The sequence below is a fragment of the Actinomycetospora flava genome (assembly GCF_037400335.1).
Taxonomy (GTDB): domain Bacteria; phylum Actinomycetota; class Actinomycetes; order Mycobacteriales; family Pseudonocardiaceae; genus Actinomycetospora; species Actinomycetospora flava.
In genome coordinates, this window is the sequence record NZ_JBBEGM010000021.1 from 33,977 (window position 1) to 51,490 (window position 17,514).

Annotated in this window: 15 protein-coding genes; 8 read left to right on the top strand and 7 right to left on the bottom strand. The window is 76.3% G+C overall.

What is annotated here, in order from left to right:
* Nucleotides 1–64 precede the first annotated feature (64 nt).
* The 4 genes from WCD58_RS31710 to WCD58_RS31725 all read left to right on the top strand — a co-directional run bounded on the left by WCD58_RS31710 (nucleotide 65) and on the right by WCD58_RS31725 (nucleotide 3,551).
* Nucleotides 65–769 carry a PaaI family thioesterase gene (locus tag WCD58_RS31710; RefSeq protein ID WP_337707135.1) on the top strand — a complete coding sequence of 235 codons (705 nt, stop codon included), beginning with the start codon at nucleotides 65–67 and terminating at the stop codon, nucleotides 767–769.
* Between the two features lie 46 nt (nucleotides 770–815).
* Nucleotides 816–2,018: a precorrin-6y C5,15-methyltransferase (decarboxylating) subunit CbiE gene (gene cbiE / locus WCD58_RS31715; protein WP_337707136.1), complete on the top strand. Its 1,203-nt coding sequence runs from the start codon at nucleotides 816–818 to the stop codon at nucleotides 2,016–2,018.
* Nucleotides 2,015–2,758, top strand: a complete 744-nt coding sequence (cobM, locus tag WCD58_RS31720) for a precorrin-4 C(11)-methyltransferase (RefSeq protein ID WP_337707137.1) — start codon at nucleotides 2,015–2,017, stop codon at nucleotides 2,756–2,758. The genes cbiE and cobM overlap by 4 nt, the downstream gene beginning before the upstream one ends.
* 82 nt (nucleotides 2,759–2,840) lie before the next feature.
* Nucleotides 2,841–3,551, top strand: a complete 711-nt coding sequence (locus WCD58_RS31725; protein WP_337707138.1) for a cobalt-precorrin-6A reductase — start codon at nucleotides 2,841–2,843, stop codon at nucleotides 3,549–3,551.
* A gap of 84 nt (nucleotides 3,552–3,635) precedes the next feature.
* Here WCD58_RS31725 and WCD58_RS31730 read toward each other — a convergent pair whose 3' ends face one another.
* Entirely contained in the window at nucleotides 3,636–6,413 is a 2,778-nt protein-coding gene (locus WCD58_RS31730) for a DUF2232 domain-containing protein (protein ID WP_337707139.1), read from the bottom strand.
* Between the two features lie 98 nt (nucleotides 6,414–6,511).
* On the opposite strand from WCD58_RS31730, the gene WCD58_RS31735 reads away from it, so the two are divergent.
* The 3 genes from WCD58_RS31735 to WCD58_RS31745 are packed head-to-tail and all read left to right on the top strand — an operon-like array spanning nucleotide 6,512 to nucleotide 7,461.
* Nucleotides 6,512–6,868 carry a VOC family protein gene (locus WCD58_RS31735; RefSeq protein ID WP_337707140.1) on the top strand — a complete coding sequence of 119 codons (357 nt, stop codon included), beginning with the start codon at nucleotides 6,512–6,514 and terminating at the stop codon, nucleotides 6,866–6,868.
* A complete protein-coding gene (locus WCD58_RS31740) occupies nucleotides 6,865–7,263 on the top strand; it encodes a hypothetical protein (protein ID WP_337707141.1) in 399 nt (132 codons plus the stop codon). The genes WCD58_RS31735 and WCD58_RS31740 overlap by 4 nt, the downstream gene beginning before the upstream one ends.
* A gap of 12 nt (nucleotides 7,264–7,275) precedes the next feature.
* Nucleotides 7,276–7,461 (top strand): hypothetical protein, encoded by a 186-nt coding sequence (locus WCD58_RS31745; protein ID WP_337707142.1) that lies wholly within the window; start codon nucleotides 7,276–7,278, stop codon nucleotides 7,459–7,461.
* Nucleotides 7,462–7,464: 3 nt separating this feature from the next.
* Here WCD58_RS31745 and WCD58_RS31750 read toward each other — a convergent pair whose 3' ends face one another.
* The 3 genes from WCD58_RS31750 to WCD58_RS31760 are packed head-to-tail and all read right to left on the bottom strand — an operon-like array spanning nucleotide 7,465 to nucleotide 10,720.
* Nucleotides 7,465–8,955: a precorrin-2 C(20)-methyltransferase gene (locus WCD58_RS31750; RefSeq protein ID WP_337707143.1), complete on the bottom strand. Its 1,491-nt coding sequence runs from the start codon at nucleotides 8,953–8,955 to the stop codon at nucleotides 7,465–7,467.
* Entirely contained in the window at nucleotides 8,952–9,626 is a 675-nt protein-coding gene (locus WCD58_RS31755; RefSeq protein ID WP_337707144.1) for a precorrin-8X methylmutase, read from the bottom strand. Before WCD58_RS31755 ends, WCD58_RS31750 begins: the two co-directional genes overlap by 4 nt.
* A complete protein-coding gene (locus WCD58_RS31760; protein ID WP_337707145.1) occupies nucleotides 9,623–10,720 on the bottom strand; it encodes a 4Fe-4S domain-containing protein in 1,098 nt (365 codons plus the stop codon). The genes WCD58_RS31755 and WCD58_RS31760 overlap by 4 nt, the downstream gene beginning before the upstream one ends.
* A gap of 72 nt (nucleotides 10,721–10,792) precedes the next feature.
* Between WCD58_RS31760 and cobN the strand changes: the two genes are divergently transcribed.
* Complete coding sequence (cobN, locus tag WCD58_RS31765) at nucleotides 10,793–14,383, top strand: cobaltochelatase subunit CobN (RefSeq protein ID WP_337707147.1); 3,591 nt, start codon at nucleotides 10,793–10,795, stop codon at nucleotides 14,381–14,383.
* A gap of 60 nt (nucleotides 14,384–14,443) precedes the next feature.
* Here cobN and WCD58_RS31770 read toward each other — a convergent pair whose 3' ends face one another.
* From WCD58_RS31770 to WCD58_RS31780, 3 genes are read right to left on the bottom strand one after another with little or no spacing between them, the layout of a single operon-like run.
* A complete protein-coding gene (locus tag WCD58_RS31770; RefSeq protein ID WP_337707148.1) occupies nucleotides 14,444–15,409 on the bottom strand; it encodes an NADPH:quinone oxidoreductase family protein in 966 nt (321 codons plus the stop codon).
* Nucleotides 15,410–15,469: 60 nt separating this feature from the next.
* Entirely contained in the window at nucleotides 15,470–16,765 is a 1,296-nt protein-coding gene (locus WCD58_RS31775; protein ID WP_337707149.1) for a phosphotransferase family protein, read from the bottom strand.
* Nucleotides 16,762–17,433, bottom strand: coding sequence for a TetR/AcrR family transcriptional regulator (locus tag WCD58_RS31780; RefSeq protein ID WP_337707150.1), 672 nt, complete (start codon nucleotides 17,431–17,433; stop codon nucleotides 16,762–16,764). The genes WCD58_RS31775 and WCD58_RS31780 overlap by 4 nt, the downstream gene beginning before the upstream one ends.
* Nucleotides 17,434–17,514 lie beyond the last annotated feature (81 nt).

The following is a 17,514-nucleotide window of genomic DNA, read 5'->3' on the forward strand; positions in this document are numbered from 1 at the left end:
GACCGGCGAGGCACCGCTGCACCTCCTGCGGCGCTGCGTCGCCGACGAGGTCCCGCTCGCACCGGTGCACGCCGCGGTGCACGCGCGGCTGCACGCGATCGAGCCGGGCCGGGCCGACGCCTCCCTCCCCGCGCCGGTCCCCGAGGGCCTGGACGCCGCGCTGTGGCTGCTCGCCGACTTCGTCTCCGGGCTCGCCGTCACCGGCACCCTGGCCGCGGGGGAGCGGATCACGACGCTGCGCCTGACGCTGCACGTGCTCGCGCGGGACGTCGACGGGACGTTGCACGCGACCGGGTACCTCGACGAGCGCGGGCCCGACGTCGCCCTGAGCACCGCGGTGATCACCGACGACGCCGGCCGCACCGTGGCCCGCGCGACCGGACGCAACGCGATCCTCGCCGACGACATCGCCGGCGACTACCGCACGGCCGAGTCCTCGCCGTGGCCGCCGGAGCCGCACCCGCCGCACACCCTCGTGCGCGACGGCGCCGCCCCCGACCCGGTGGCGGTGAACACCGCGGAGGTGGTGCAGGGCGGGGTGCTCGCCTCGCTGCCCGCGGCCGCGCTCGCCGAGGTGCTGGGCGGCCCGGCGGACGAGGCGACCGCGACGTTCCTGCGCGCCGTGCCCGCCGACGGCCGCACCGTGCACGTCGCCACCGAGGTCGAGCACGCCGGGCGGCGCCTGCGCAGCGGGCGGGCGGTGCTGCGCGACGACCGCGACAAGATCGTGCTCAGCGTCTCGGGGCTGCGCTACACGCCGGGGGCGTGACGAGTCTCCCGGCGACGCACGGCTGTGCGCGTGATGAGGTGTCGCGGTGAGCGTGACCGTGGTCGGCATCGGTGCCGAGGGATGGCCCGGGCTGGGTGAGCCCGCCCGCCGGGCCCTCGAGAAGGCCGACGTCGTGCTCGGCGCGCCCCGCCAGCTCGCGCTGCTGCCGACGCTGTCCGCCGAGCAGGTCACGTGGCCCTCGCCCCTGGTGCCCGCGCTGCCCGGCCTGCTCGCCGAGCACGCCGACCGCGAGCTCGCCGTCCTGGCCAGCGGCGACCCGACGTTCTACGGGATCGGGTCGGCGGTGCTGGGGCTCGACCCGTCGGCCGTGGTGCTGCCCGCGCCCTCCTCGGCGGCGCTCGCCTGCGCCCGCCTGGGCTGGGCCGCGCAGGACGTCGAGGTGCTCTCGACGGTCGGGCGCCCGCTCGCCGCGGTGCGCGCGGCGCTGGCCCCGCGGCGGCGCCTGCTGGTGCTGGTCCCCGACGGCGACGCCCCGGCCGCGCTGGCGGAGGCCCTGACCGGCTGGGGCTACGGGGACGCCGAGCTGACCGTGCTGGGCTCGCTCGGCGCGCCGGAGGAGAGCCGGATCGACGGGCGCGCCGCGTCATGGAGCCGGCCCGCCGGCGACCCGCTCGCCGTCGTGGCCGTGACGTGCCCGGCCGCGCCCCACGATCCGCTGCTCGGCCGCGCGCCCGGCCTGCCCGACGACGCCTACGCCCACGACGGCCAGCTGACGAAGGCCGAGGTCCGGGCGCTCTCGGTGGCGGCGCTGCGCCCGGTGCCGGGAGCGCTCCTGTGGGACGTCGGCGGCGGCGCGGGCAGCATCGGGATCGAGTGGATGCGCCACCACGCGGGGTGCCGGGCGGTCAGCGTGGAGGTCCGGGACGACCGCGCCGCGCGGATCCGGGAGAACGCCGCCGCGCTCGGCGTGCCCGGGCTGCGCGTGGTGGTCGGGCGGGCGCCCGAGGCGCTCGACGGGCTCGACGCCCCGGACGCCGTGTTCGTCGGCGGCGGGGCGTCGGCGCCCGGCATGCTCGCCGCCGTGTGGGAGGCGCTGCGCCCCGGCGGGCGGCTCGTCGTCAACACCGTCACCGTCGAGGGCGAGGCCGCGCTCGTCGCGTTCCGGGCCGCGCACGGCGGGGCGCTGCGCCGGATCGGCGTCGAGCGCGTCGCGCCGGTCGGACGCTTCGGCGGCTGGCGTGCGCTGGCCGGCGTCACGCAGCTCGTGGCCCGAAAGGATGCCGAGTGACCGTCCGCTTCGTCGGCGCCGGACCCGGCGCCCCCGACCTCATCACCGTGCGCGGGCTGCGGGCGCTCGCGACCAGCCCCGTCTGCCTCTACGCGGGCTCGCTCGTGCCCGAGGAGCTGCTGGGGCAGTGCCCGCCCGGGGCCCGTCGCGTCGACACGGCCCGGATGACGCTCGACGAGATCACCGCCGAGCTGGTCGAGGCCCACGCGGCGGGCCACGACGTCGCCCGCCTGTGCTCCGGCGACCCGGCGGTGTTCTCGGCGGTGGCCGAGCAGACCCGCCGCCTCGACGAGGCCGGCGTGCCGTGGGAGATCGTGCCCGGCGTCCCGGCCTTCGCGGCGGCCGCGGCGGCGCTGCGCACCGAGCTGACCGTCCCCGGCGTGGGGCAGTCGGTGGTGCTCACGCGCGACGCCGCGAACGCGACCCCGATGCCCGAGGGGGAGTCGCTCGACGTCTGGGCGGCCGCCGGCGGGACGCTCGTCCTGCACCTGGCCGTGCAGCGGTGCGCGGCGGTGGTGGAGGCCCTGCGGCGGCACCGGCCGGCGTCGGAACCGGTCGCCGTGGTGGCGCGGGCGTCGCGGGACGACGAGGTCGTCCTGCGGGGCACGCTCGCCGACATCGCCGACCGCGTCGAGGAGGCCGGGGTACGGCGCACCGCGGTGATCGTCGTGGGGCCCGTGGTCGGCGTCGCCGAGGGCTGCGAGTCGCACCTGTACTCCGCGGCGCGCGCCCGGCCGTGACCGGCGCGGTGGTGATTCTGACCGAAGGGCCCCTTCGGTCGGATAGACGGGCGAGGGGGACCCTCGGCCGGAACGGGGCGGCGTGACGCGCCGGGTGCTCGTGCTCGGCGGGACGGCGGAGGCGCGCGAGCTCGCGTCCCGGCTCGCCGCGCGGGGCTCCGAGGTCACCACCTCGCTGGCCGGGCGCACGCGTCACCCGCGACTGCCCGACGGTGAGGTCCGCACCGGCGGCTTCGGCGGCGTCGACGGGCTGGCCGCGGCGCTGGGCGACGTCGACGTGCTCGTCGACGCGACCCACCCGTTCGCGGCGACCATGACCGAGCACGCGGCGGCGGCCGCGTCACGGACCGGGACGCCGCTGCTCGTGCTGCGCAGGCCGGGGTGGACCGCCGGGCCGGGGGACCGGTGGACGCGGGTGCCGTCGCTGCTCGACGCGGCCCGTGCCGTCACCCCCGGCTCGCGGGTCCTCCTCGCCACCGGCCGGCAGGGCGTCGAGGCGTTCATCGGCGTCGACGCGTGGTTCCTGGTGCGCGCGATCGAGACGCCCGACGTGCTGCCCGCGCGCGGCGAGCTCGTCCTCGCCCGCGGGCCGTTCGCCCTCGACGACGAACGCGCGCTGCTCGACCGCCACGGCATCACCGTCGTCGTCGCCAAGGACTCGGGCGGCGCGACGGAGGCGAAGCTCGTGGCGGCGCGGGAGCGGGCGCTGCCGGTCCTGCTCGTCGATCGCCCGCCGCTGCCGGCCGGAGTCGACGCCGTGGAGTCGGTCGACGAGGTGCTCGGCGCTCTCTGACCGCGACCCGTGTCCTCGGGACACGGGTCGAGCGCGTGGCGATACGGACACTCAACGTCTGCGACGCCACGTCGCTGACATCTCCTAGAACGCCAGGCCGACGGCGAGGATGGCGGCGACGGCGAGGAGCAGGACGAGGTCGCGGCGCCCGGGGCGCTGGTCGGGGCCGGCGATGGCGCCCAGCCCGCCGCGCGCGGTGATCGCCTCCCCCGTCTCCGCGGCCCGGCGCGCCGCCATGGCACAGGCCAGCATGGCGGTCCGGACGCCCTGGCGGACCTGCTCGCGGGCGGGAACGGTCGCGCGGCCCACGGGGCGGCGCTGGCCGAGCAGGAGCCAGGCGGTGCGGCCCTCGGCGAGGAGCAGCGGCACCAGGCGCAGGCCCAGCGCGATCCCGGTGGCCGGGGTGCGCAGCGGCACGCGCAGGCGCCGCCCGACCCGGACCACGCGCTCGAGCAGCGGCGGGAACGCGCCCAGCGGCGTCGTCGCGACGAGCAGCGCCGCCCCGAGCAGCGAGACCAGCGTGGTCGCGAGGAACAGCACGACGCGTTCCAGCCCGCCGATGCTGAGCTCGGTGCCGAGCACGTCGAGCAGCGGCGGGCGCGCGCTGATCGTCGACAGGATGATCGCCGGCAACCAGAGCAGCAGCCAGCGCGGCGGGCGCGGCACGGCACCGCGGGGCAGGCGGGCCGCCACCGCGCCGACCAGCAGCACCGCGGTCGCCGCCGCCAGCGTGGGCCAGGTCGGGTCGAGGAACAGCGCCCCGGCCAGCGCGGCCAGCGCCGCGATCTTCGTGCCCGCCCAGGCGCGGTGCAGCGGCGACGGGCCGGGCAGCGTGCGCACCGCCCCGAGGGCACCGCGGGCCCGCCGCTCCGGACCCTCCGAGGCCGACGAGGACACCCACCCCGCCGGCCCGTGCACCACCCCGTCCTCGACCCGCAGGACGGCGTCGGCGAGGTCGGCCACCGGGGCGGTGTCGTGGGTGACGATGACGAGCGTGGTCCCGGCCGCGCGGGCGGCGCGCAGGGCCTCGCGGACCGCGGTCGCCGCGTCGGCGTCGAGGCCCGCGAGGGGCTCGTCGAGCACGAGGACCCGCGGCCCGGCCCCCAGCAGGCCTGCGAGCAGGACCCGGCGCTGCTCGCCGCCGCTGAGCTCGTCGACCGGGCGGTCGCGGTACACGGCCGGGTCGAGCCCGAGCGCGGCGAGCGTGGTGTCGGCGGTGCGCGGGCCGACTCCCGCGGCGTCCTCGACCTCCTCGCCGACCGTCGGGCGCAGCAGCGCCGGGCGCGCGTGCTGCACCGCGAGCAGGGCACCGTCGCGCCCGTTGCGCAGCGGCGCGCCGTCGAGGGTCGCGGTGCCGCGCGCCGGCGTCGCGAGCCCCGCCAGCAGCCACGCGAGGCTCGTCTTGCCCGCGCCGTTCGGCCCGGTGACCAGCACCGTGCGGCCGGCGGGGATGCGCAGGTCGACGTCGTGCAGCACCGGGCGGCGCCACGGGGTGCCGGCGTCGTGGACCACGTCGACCCCGCGCAGGCGCAGCGCCCCGCCCGCCGGCGGTCGCGGCGGACCCCACGACCCGGGCGCCGACGCCGGCGGCAGGGCGGGCCCGGGGAGCGCGACGGTGACGTCGGCGGCGCCGGGGTCGTGGTGGGTGATGTGCAGGACCGCGACACCCTCGGTCTTCGTGAGGCTGCGCAGCAGGTCGGTCACCTCGGCGCGGCCCTCGGGGTCGAGCATCGCGGTGCTCTCGTCGCTCACGACGACGGCCGGGCGCCGGGCGAGCAGCGCGGCGACCGCGAGGCGCTGGAGCTCGCCGCCCGAGAGCGTCGCGGTCTCCCGGTCGCCGGCGCCGTCGAGACCGACGCGGGCGAGCAGCTCCTCGACGGGCACCGGGTCGCCGGGCGGCAGGCCCCACCGCAGGTCGTCGGCGGCGCGCACGCCGAGCACCTGGCTGTCCGGGCGCTGGAACACCATGCCCGTCCCGCTGACGACGCCCAGCCCGGCGTCGCCCGGCCGCTCCGCGGTGCCGTCGACCGGTGGGCGCCCGGCGACCACGCGCCCGAGCGTCGACTTGCCCGCCCCGTTGGGCCCGGTCACCACGGCGAACGTGCCGGCGTCGAGGTCGAGGTCGACCGGCGGGCCCGAGGGCAGCACGACGTCGCGCAGGTGCAGGGGCAGCGGGGCGACCGGGTCGGCGCCGCGGCGGGTGGGCAGCCGCCCGGCGAGGTCGGCCGGGAGCATCCGCTGCACCGCGCGCAGCGGCCGCGCCAGGACCAGCGCCGCGACGGTGACCCCGATGAGCGTGCCGACGACGGCCATCGCCGGGATCGAGATCCACCAGTAGTCGGTGATCGCGCGGACCGCCCGGTCCCCGGCGGCCACGAACTCGGGCAGGCCGCCCCGCAGCAGGCGGGCGAGCCCGCTCCACGAGGTGCGCAGCTGGTCGAGGACGAGCTCGCGGTACTCGGCGAACACCGCGAGCAGCGCCAGGCCCAGCGCGGAGGTCGGCAGGGCGAGGGCGACCACGCCGGTCAGCGCGGTCCGCACCGTCGACCAGCCCCGCCGTGTCCCGACGCCCAGCAGCCAGCCCAGCGACGCCGCCGTCGCCGCGGCCCCGGCCGGCCCCACGCCCCCGACCAGGAACGCGACCACCACCGCGACGAGCACCCCGATCGGCCCCGCCCGGCCGGGCCGGCGCGCGGACAGCACCGCCGCCGGGAACGCGGCGATCACGGTCCCGAGCGGACCGATGGGGAAGAGCCGGGTCAGGACGCACACGACCGCGACGAGATCCCCGAGGGCCGCCGCCTCGGCGAGCTCGACCGCGTCGAGGGGCCGGCGCGGAGGCGACCGGCGGAAGCGCCGCACGCCCCGAGTATGCCCGGCTCCAATCTGTCGCTTGACGCTAACGAAAGCAGTAACTAACGTAAGCCGCGTTCCGCACGACACCGAGCGAGGAGATCACCATGGGCCAGCCCGTCGCGTACTTCGAGATCACCAGCGCCGCCCCGGAGAAGATCCGCGACTTCTACACCGCGCTGTTCGGCTGGACCGCCCACGCCGACCCGTCGATGGAGGGGTACGCGATGGTCGACACCGGCGCGGGCCCCGACGCCATCGGCGGCGGCATCGGCCCGTCGCAGGCCCCGGGCGACACCGGCGTGAAGATCTACGTGCGCGTCGACGACCTCGACAAGGAGCTGGCGCGCGCCGGCGAGCTCGGCGCCGACACCCTCGCGCCGCCGATGGACCTGCCCGAGGGCTACGGACGCATCGCGGTGGTCGCCGACCCCGACGGCAACCCCGTCGGTCTCTGGGCATGACCGCGGAGGTCTCGGGGCGCCGTGTCCTCGCCGCGCTGTGGGGCGCGGCGCTCGAGACCGCCCGCCGACTCGTCCACACCACACCGACCCGAGGAGGAGCCCCCGTGGCCCGTGTCCTGTTCCAGGTCGTGCACTTCCCGAGGCCCGAGTACCGCGACGACATGCTCGCCGCGATGGCCGTCATCCGCGAGACGTCCGCGCACATCGCCGGGCTCGACGAGATCGGCGCGTTCGAGGAGCCCGACGGGTCGCGCATCGTCGCGATCTCGGTCTGGTCGTCGCCCGAGGCGCTGGAGGCCGGCGCCGCCGTGCTGTTCGCCTCGATCGCCGAGCTCCCGTTCGACGTCTGGGAGACGCGCCCCGCCGAATCCGCGACGCTCACCCAGGTCGCCTGACACGATCGGGCGATGAGCGAGGGGGACCGGCAGTACCTGTGCCTGAACGGCCTGCAGCACGCCTGGGTGGCGACGAACTACGACGCGGGCAACGAGTACCTCGCGGCGTTCGAGATCTTCTGCCCGACGTGCGGTCGCATCGTCGGCCGGGAGCGCCAGGACGGGGACTGGACCTGGGAGCCGCTGCCGGGGGAGTGACCGTCAGCCGTAGCGGCGCGGCGTGTAGACCGTGCCCGGCGCCGGCCAGCGTGACGTCGACGCCCCGATGATCAGCAGGGTGCGCATGTCGACCGCGGCGGGGTCCAGGTCGGCCAGCCGCACCACGCGCACCGACTCCTCGGGCCCGTCGACGTCCCGGCCGACCACCACCGGCGTCGACGGGTCGCGGTACTTGAGCAGCAGGTCGCGGGCCGCCTCGACCTGCCACGTGCGTGACCGCGACCCCGGGTTGTAGATCGCGATCGCCATGTCCGCGTCGGCCACCGCGGCGAGCCGGCGCTCGACGACGTCCCAGGACTTGAGCCGGTCGGACAGCGAGATCATCGCGTAGTCGTGGCCCAGCGGGGCGCCGACGCGGGCGGCGACGGCCTGGGCCGCGGACACCCCGGGCACGACGCGCACGGCGACGTCGGGGTAGTCGGCGGCGGCGACCTCGACGACCGCCGACGCCATCGCGAACACCCCGGGGTCGCCGGAGGACACGACCGCGACCCGGTGCCCGGCGCGGGCCAGGTCGAGCGCGAACGCGGCCCGCTCGGACTCGACCTTGTTGTCCGAGGCGTGCACGCGCCGGCGCGGGTTCGGGGGGACCCGCGCGGTGTAGGTCGCGTAGCCGACGACGTCGTCGGCGGCGGCGAGGGCCGCGGAGGCCTCGGGGGTGAGCCGGTCGCGGGCGCCGGGACCGAGGCCGACGACCACCACCTCGCCCGCGCTGCGCCCGGCGATCACCGCGGCGGTCTCGGCGCGGGCGGTCGGGGTCGTGTCGGCGTGCACCCGCGAGGGCACGATCCCCACCGAGAAGTACGGCACCGACGTGGGGTCGACGTCGGCGAGGGCGTCCGTGCGCTGGTTCTCGGTGGAGGCACGCTCGACGTAGTGGGCCTCGTCGAGCCGGCCCGAGGTGGCGAGGGCGGCGCGGACGTTCGTGAACGTCCGGCCGAGCTTCATCACCGCGGCGGCGTCGGTGTCGGCGAGGCGGGCGGCGAGCTCGTCGGGCGGGAGCGTGCCGGGCAGCACCGTGAGCACCTCGTCGCGCTCCACCAGCGGGCGCCCCAGCGCCGCGGCCGCGGCCGACACCGAGGTCACGCCGGGCACGACCTCGGTGGGGAAGCGGTCGGCGAGGCGCTTGTGGAGGTGCATGTACGAGCCGTAGAAGAACGGGTCGCCCTCGGCGATGACCACGACGTCGCGGCCGGCGTCGAGGTGCGCCGCGAGCCGGGCGGCGGCCTCCGCGTAGAACGCGTCGAGGGCGCCCTGGTAGTCGTCGGTCGACTCGGTGGTCACCGGGTAGGTGAGCTGCTCCTCGACCTGGCTGCCGAGGTACTGCGCGACGATGGCGCGCGCGTTCGAGCGGCCGTGGCGCGCGCAGTGGTAGGCGATGACCTCGGCGCCGCGGACGAGGTCGACGGCACGCACGGTCATCAGCGACGGGTCGCCGGGACCGACCCCGACGCCGTAGAGGGTGCCGGTCACCGACCGGTTCCCAACGCCAGCGCGTTGACCGCCCCGACGGTCATCGCCGAACCCCCGCGGCGGCCGTGGACGACGACGTGCTCCAGCGCTCCGCCGTCCCCGCCCGCCCCGAAGCCCACCAGCGCCGCCTTCGACTCCATCGCCCCGACGAAGCCGACGGGCAGCCCGAGCACGACCGCGGGCCGCGGCGCGCCGTCCTCGATCATCTCGAGCAGCCGGAACAGCGCGGTCGGCGCGTTGCCGATCGCGACGACGGCGCCGTCGAGGTGCTCGCGCCACAGCTCCAGGGCGGCGGCGCTGCGGGTGGTGCCCTGCGCGGCGGCGAGGTCCGGCACGCGCGGGTCGTTGAGCGTGCAGACGACCTCGTTGCCGGCGGGCAGGAAGCGCCGCGTGATCCCGCTGGCCACCATCTCCGCGTCGCAGAGCACGGGGGCGCCCGCGCGCAGCGCCTGCTGCGCCGCGGCGATCGCGCCGGGGGAGACCTCGGTGTCGGCGGCGAGGTCGACCATCCCGCACGAGTGGATCATGCGGATGACGACGTCGTGGGCGTCCTCGGGCAGGTGCGCGAGGTCCGCCTCGGCGCGGATGATCGCGAACGAGCGCCGGTAGATCTCCGGTCCGTCGGCGATGTAGGAGGGAACGGACGATCTTTCTGTGGGACCGGCGCTCACCGGCTCACCCTCCCTGCTCGGACGGTCGTGCGATAGGTCCCGTCGGGCGTGCCCTCCACCACGGCCACCGGCCCGGCCGGCGTGCCGCAGGCCCGCGCGCAGCCCACCCAGTGGGCGTGCAGCGACCCGCCGGCGCGGCCCGCGGCCACGGCGCGGGCGAGGTCGCCGCGGACGTCGGTGTGCGACTTGACGCAGCGCGGCGCGCCGACGCACGCCGACAGCGTCGACCACGGCGACGGCCCGGTCTCGACGAGCCGGTCGAGGCGCGCGCCGGCGTCGGCGGGGGCATCGCGCAGGACCACCGTGCGCCAGGGGGTGACGCGCAGCGTGGCGCCCTCGTCGGCGAGGTCGGCGAGCACCCGGGCCGCGTCCCGGGAGACCTCACCGAGGCGGGGGAGGACCTCGAGCACGGGGCCGGCGTCTCCGGTTACTGGCTGGTATCGCTCGCCTGGCGAGCGATACCAGCCAGTAACCGCCTCCTGGACCCGGTCGGCGCCCACCTCGGCCACGCGCCAGGCGTCGCCCCGCACGGCGAGGAACGCCTCGACGGCGGCGAGGGCCAGGGCGGCGGGGTCGCCGGTGAGCGTGGTGGGGGTGCCGGCGAGGTGCAGGACGCCCCCGAGCACGACGGTGACGTCGGCGTCGAGGCCCAGCACGTCGCCGGAGCCGTCGTCGACGGCGAGGAGCAGGCGGCCCGGGACGTCGGTGCGCCCGCGCAGGGCGTCGGCGATCTCCCGGGCCGGCGCGTCGACCGCCGGCGAGCGCGGGGAGGCCACCACGCTGCACGGGACGTCGCGGCCGAGGTCGTCCAGGAGCGGCGCGGGACCGCCGACACGGGCGAGCGCGGCGGCGAGATCGTCGGCACCCTGGTCGGAGAGGCCCCGGACCTGCCAGGATCCCCGGGAGGTCAGCTCGAGCGGGGCCTCGGTGGCGGCGGCGGCCAGCAGTCGCAGCTCCACCGAGGTGATCGCGCCGCCCACCGGGCGGAACCGCGCGAGCGCGCCGTCGGCGGCCTCGTGGCGTCGCCAGGCACCGGGGCACGCGTCCGGACGGTCGCGTACGGCGGTGGCGTCACGTCGTCGGGCTGCGGACATCCGTGACAGAGTAAGGGTGTTCCGTCCTCAACATCTATCTAGGTGTTCAGACATTCACGGCCTGGAGGCCAGGTGCTCCTGCTGCTCTCGACCTCGGACACCGACCTGCGCTCGGCGCGGGCCAGCACCCCGGGCGAGGAGGGCGGCTGGCGCTGGGCGAACCCGGCGCGCGTGACCGTCGGGGACGAGCTGGACGGGCTCCTCGAGGGCGTCGACCTCGTCGTCGTGCGCCTCCTGGGCGGCCGGCAGGCGTGGGAGGACGGGCTGGACGCGCTGCTCGCGCCGTCGCAGCCGCGCCCGGTCGTCGTGCTCGGCGGCGAGCAGAGCCCGGACGCGCAGCTGATGGAGTCGTCGACGGTGCCGGTCGGCGTCGCGACCCAGGCGCACCTCTACCTCGCGCAGGGCGGGCCGGAGAACCTCGCCCAGCTCCACCACTTCCTGTCCGACACGATCCTGCTCACCGGCCACGGGTTCGACCCGCCCGCCGAGATGCCGAGCTGGGGCCGCCTGGACGGCTGGGAGCACCCCACGGGCGACGGCCCCCGCGTCGCGGTCGTCTACTACCGCGCGCACCACATGGCCGGGAACACCGCGTTCGTCGACGGGCTATGCCGGGCTGTCGTCGACGCCGGCGGGGTGCCCGAGCCGGTGTTCTGCTCCTCGCTGCGCAGCCCCGACGACGACCTCGTCGCCGTGCTGCGCAACGCCGACGTCCTCGTCACCACCGTGCTCGCGGCCGGCGGGTCCAAGCCCGCGACGGCCAGCGCCGGCGGCGACGACGAGAGCTGGGACACCGGCGCCCTCGCGGCGCTCGACGTCCCGATCCTGCAGGCCCTGTGCCTGACGCGGACCCGCGACGAGTGGCTCGACGACGACGACGGCGTGAGCCCGCTCGACGCGGCGAACCAGGTCGCGGTCCCGGAGTTCGACGGCCGCATCATCACCGTGCCGTTCAGCTTCAAGGAGACCGACGCCGACGGCCTCCCGGTCTACGTCGCCGACCCCGAGCGCGCCGCGCGGGTCGCCGGGCTCGCGGTCTCGCACGCGCGTCTGCGCCACGTCCCGAACGCCGAGAAGCGGATCGCGCTGGTCCTGTCCGCCTACCCGACGAAGCACGCCCGCATCGGCAACGCCGTCGGCCTGGACACCCCGGCGTCGGTGGTGCGGCTCCTGAGCGCCATGAAGGACGCCGGCTACGGGATCGGCGAGGTGCCCGGGCTCGCCGAGGGCGACGGCGACCTGCTCATCCGCGCCCTGATCGACGCCGGCGGCTACGACCAGGACTGGCTGTCGGAGGACCAGCTCGCGGCCAACCCCATCCGCGTGTCCGTCGACGACTACACGCGCTGGTTCGCCACGCTGCCCGAGGACTTCCGCGCCGGCGTCGAGGAGCACTGGGGCCCCGCGCCCGGCGAGATGTTCCTGCACGCCGGCGCGATCACCGTCGCGGCGTTGCGCCGGGACAACGTCGTCGTGATGATGCAGCCGCCGCGGGGGTTCGGCGAGAACCCGATCGCCATCTACCACGACCCGGACCTGCCGCCGAGCCACCACTACCTGGCGGCCTACCGGTGGCTGCAGAGCGAGTTCGGGGCGCACGCGCTGGTGCACGTCGGCAAGCACGGCAACCTCGAGTGGCTGCCGGGCAAGACGGTGGCGAGCTCCGCGTCCTGCGCGCCCGACCCGATCCTCGGGAACCTGCCGCTGGTCTACCCGTTCCTCGTCAACGACCCGGGCGAGGGCACCCAGGCCAAGCGCCGCGCGCACGCCACGCTCGTCGACCACCTCGTCCCGCCGATGGCGCGCGCCGAGTCGTACGGCGACCTCGCGCGGCTCGAGCAGCTGCTCGACGAGTACGCGTCGATCCAGGCGATGGACCCCGGCAAGATCACCGCGATTCGCGGCCAGATCTGGCAGCTGATCCAGGCCGCGAAGCTCGACAGCGACCTCGGCGTCTCCGACCAGCCCGACGACGAGCGCTTCGACGACTTCGTCATGCACCTCGACGGCTGGCTCTGCGAGATCAAGGACGCGCAGATCCGCGACGGCCTGCACATCCTCGGGCGCGCGCCGGCGGGCCAGGAGCGCGTCGACATGGTGCTGGCGGTGCTGCGGGCGCGGCAGCTGTGGTCGGGCACGCAGTCGCTGCCCGGGCTGCGGGAGGCGCTCGGACTGGCCGAGAACGAGGCGCTGCGCACCGAGGTCGACCGGGTCGAGGAGCTCGCGCACTCCCTCGTGCTGGGCATGGAGAAGCGGGACTGGGCTCTCGATGTCCCGGCCCAGGTCACGCTCGAGGTGCTGGGCCGCCAGGACCAGACGGTCACCGACATCCTGACCTTCGCCGCCACCGAGGTCGTCCCGCGCCTCGACGCCACCACCGGCGAGATCGACAGCGTCCTGCACGCCCTCGACGGCGGGCACGTGAAGGCGGGGCCGAGCGGGTCGCCGCTGCGCGGGCTGGTCAACGTGCTGCCGACCGGGCGGAACTTCTACTCGATCGACCCGCGCGCTGTGCCGTCGCGGCTGGCCTGGGAGACCGGGCAGATGCTGGCCGACTCGCTGCTCGAGCGGTACCGCGCCGACCACGACGGCGAGTGGCCGACCTCGGTGGGCCTGTCGTTGTGGGGCACGGCGGCGATGCGGACCTCCGGCGACGACGTCGCCGAGGCGCTCGCGCTGATGGGCGTGCGGCCGGTGTGGGACGAGGCGTCGCGGCGCGTGACGGGGCTCGAGGTCGTGCCGTCGACCGAGCTGGGCCGCCCGCGCGTGGACGTGGTGCTGCGCATCTCCGGGTTCTTCCGCGACGCGTTCCCGCACGTCGTGGCGACGATGGACGACGCGGTGCAGCTGGTCGCCGGGCTGTCGGACGAGGCCGACGAGGACAACTTCGTCGCGGCGCACGCCCGGGCGGATCAGGCCTCCGGATCGGACTGGCAGGCAGCCACGACCCGCATCTTCGGCTCACCCCCCGGCGCCTACGGGGCGGGGCTGCTGCAGGCGATGGACTCGCGGGAGTGGCGCGGCGACGCGGACCTCGCGGAGATCTACACGACGTGGGGCGGGCACGCGTACGGGCGCGGGCGCCACGGCGAGTCGGCCGTCGAGGAGATGCAGGCGGCGTACCGGCGGATCGCGGTGGCGGCGAAGAACATCGACACCCGCGAGCACGACATCGCCGACTCCGACGACTACTACCAGTACCACGGCGGCATGATCGCCACGGTGCGCGCGCTGACCGGGGCGGCGCCGGCGGCGTACGTCGGCGACTCCACGCGCCCGGAGAACGTGCGGACGCGCTCGCTGATCGAGGAGACGGCGCGGGTCTTCCGGTCGCGGGTCGTCAATCCGCGCTGGATGGCCGCGATGCGCCGGCACGGCTACAAGGGCGCGTTCGAGATGGCCGCGACCGTCGACTACCTGTTCGGTTGGGACGCGACGGCGGGCACGGTCAGCGACTGGATGTACGGCTCGCTCACCGAGAACTACGTGCTGGACCCCGAGAACCGCGCGTTCCTGCGCGAGGCCAACCCGTGGGCCCTGCACGGCATGGCGGAACGCCTGCTCGAGGCCGTCGACCGCGGGCTCTGGGAGTCACCGGACCCGGCGATGGTGGAACAGCTCCGCGAGGCGTTCCTCGAGGCCGAGGGCGACGCGGAGGGCTGACGCCAGGTGAGTGATATGGATTGCCAGGGCAACCCATATCACTCACCTGGCCGGAGGCCATCACGGCTCGATGACCAGGCGGCCGAGGGCGGCGCGGGCGTCGAGGGCGGCGACGGCGACGGCGGCGCGGTCCAACGGATACACCTCGCCGATCGGCGGGTCGATCGCGCCGGACTCCATCAGCGGCAGGAGCCGGTCCCACTCGCGGCGCTGGATGCCCGGTCGCGGGAAGGCGTAGGCGCCCCAGCCGACGCCGCGGACGTCGATGTTGTTCAGCAGCAGCCGGTTGACCTTCACCGTGGGGATGTCGCCCGCGGTGAACCCGAGGACGAGCAGGCGCCCGAGCGGCGCGAGCGAGCGCAGCGAGTCGGTGAAGCGGTCGCCGCCCACCGGGTCGACCACCATGTCGACCCCGCGCCCCCCGGTCAGCTCGGCCACCGCGTCCTTGAAGCCCTCGGCGAGCACCGCCTCGTCCGAGCCGATCGACCGCACGAACTCCGCCTTCTCCGGCGTCGACACCACGGAGATCACCCGCGCGCCCCAGGCCCGGGCGAGCTGGATGGTGGCGGTGCCGATCCCGCCGGCCGCGCCGTGCACCAGGACGGTCTCGCCCTCCTGCAGCGCCCCGCGCACCACCAGGGCGAACGACATCGTCAGGTAGTTCATCGGCAGGCAGGCGCCGGCGCGGAACGCCACCGCGTCGGGCAGCGGGTAGACGGCCTCGAGCGGCACGGCGACCTGCTCGGCGAACGCGCCGACCGTGCTGGAGGCGGCCACGCGGTCTCCCGCGGCGAACCCGCTGCCCGCCGGGGCGTGCCGCACGGTGCCGGCGAGCTCGCCGCCGAGGACGAACGGGCGCTCCGGCTTGTACTGGTAGCGGTCGTGGGTGAGCAGCAGGTCGGGGAACGTCACGCCGGCCGCGGCGACGTCGACGAGCACGGCGTCGTCGGCCGGCTCGGGCGCCGGGACGTCGCCGACCTCGAGCGCGGCGGGGCCGTCGGTGGACACCACTCGCACTGCAAGCACACGTACCTCCTGGGGAACGGGGTCGTGAGTGTTCCGGGTCGCCCTGGCGACCCGGAACACTCACCTGGCGGAGCCATAGCGGGGATTGGCCACCGCCAGGCGCGTGAGCACCGACGAGCGCACCGCGTCGGCGACGGCGGGCTCGTCGGGGTCGAGGGCGCCGGCGCGGAGCCGGTCACCCAGGTCGGAGCCGTCCGGGTCCGGCGACGCGAGCTCCCGCCGCACGATCCCCAGGGCGTTGCGGGCGACCTTCGCGAGGTAGCGCGACCGGTCGTCGCCGGCGACGAGCTCGTCGGTGAGGAAGCCGCTGACGGCCTCGAGCAGCTCGTCCACGGTGGGCCGCGACGTCCCCGGAGCGGCCGGAGCGGCCGGCACGGGCACGACGGCGTCCGCCGGCGACACCACCCCGAGCGCGAGCAGCGCGTCGTACTCCGCCTCCACCGCGCGCCGGCCCAGCACGGCGAGCTCCATCGACCGCTCGGTGCCGCCGAGGTGGCGTTCGGCCTGGATGCGGCAGATCACCGCCCAGTGCACGCAGCCGTAGATCTCCCACCAGCGCACCGCCTCGGCCTCCGGCGACGTACCGGCCACCTCGGCGTAGCCGGCGAGGAGCTCCTCGCGGCTCCCGAACCCACCGACGGCGGGCTCGGCGCCGAACCGCCAGGCGCGGGCGCAGAGCCACCCGAGGTCCTCGCGCGGGTCGCCGCGGTGGGCGAGCTCCCAGTCGAGCACCGCGGCCAACCCGTCCGGAGCGACGAGGAGGTTGCCGTTGCGGAAGTCGCCGTGCACGACGGCCGGGGCGACGGGCGGTGGCCGGTGCTCCGCCAGCCACCGGAACGCCACGTCGAGGCCCGGCTGCGGCTCGCCGAAGGCGTCGTACCGCGCGCGCAGCACCCCGAGCGGGTCCGGGACGAGCGGCAACGACGGCACCGCCTGCGGGTCGAGCGCGTGGATGCGCGCCAGGACCCGCCCGAGCTCGCGGGCCAGGCCGACGCGAGCGGACGCCCAGCGCTCGTCGCGCAGCAGGCGCCCGGGCAGCGACTCCCCGTCGACGTGCTCCATCACGAGGTACGGCGTGCCCACCGCGTCCCCGCCGCCCGAGGACCGCACCACGCACGGTACCGGGACCCCGGCGCGGGCGGCGGCGCGCAGGCACTCCGCCTCGCGGGCCATCTCCACCGGTCGCGGCGCGCCCGGGGGGTCGCGGCGCAGCACGAGCCGCCGCCCGTCGAGCGCGAAGGTCCAGGTCTCCCGGCTCGCCCCGGCGGAGAGGCGGCGCAGCTCGGTGACCTCGCCGCCCCCGAGGACGGCGACGAGCGCCGGCGCCAGCTCGGGAGCCGTCCGCGGCACCGTCACTGGCGGTACGCCACGGCGTCGAGGGCGATCCGCTGGTGGCGCGCCACGATCTCGTCGGCCTCGGTCGGCCCGCCCGGCCGGTACCACGCGGCGACGCCGGTGCACGCCGTCGTGATGAACCGCGAGGCGTCGTCGGGCTGCTCGGTGGCGAAGGCGCCGCTGCGCACGCCGTCGCGCACGACCCGGTCGAAGAACCGCTGCTGCGCGTCGCGCTTGGCGACGATGAGGTCGCGGCCCGGCGCGTCGAGGGCGCGGAGCTCGCTGTTGCCGATGAGGCTCTCGCGCTGGGACTCCATGTGGACCCGCACGTGCGCGCCGACGATCGCCCGCAGCTTGTCGACGTCGTCGGGACCCGCCTCGTCGAGCGCCTGCTCGGTGGCCTCGATGAGCACGTCGAGCCCCCGGTCGCAGAGCATGACGAGCAGGCCCTGCTTGGAGCGGTAGTGGTGGTAGAGCACGGCGGGGCTGGTGCCCGCGGCCGTGGCGATGTCGCGGACGGACGTGCCGTGGTAGCCGCTGGCGGCCATCACCTCGACCGCCGCGGCGAGCAGCGTCGCGGCGGTCGGCTCGTCGCCGGGGCGGACGAGCACGGTCGGCGGCGGCCCGGCCGCGCGGGCGGCGTCGCGACCGCGCCGGGTCGGCGCCGTGGCGGTCTCCGGTCGGGGCATGGCGTCGACCCTAGCCTGTCGAACGCTCGTTCAACGCATCATTGACGTTGTGATCAGCGATCTCCTACGTTGCTTGAACGA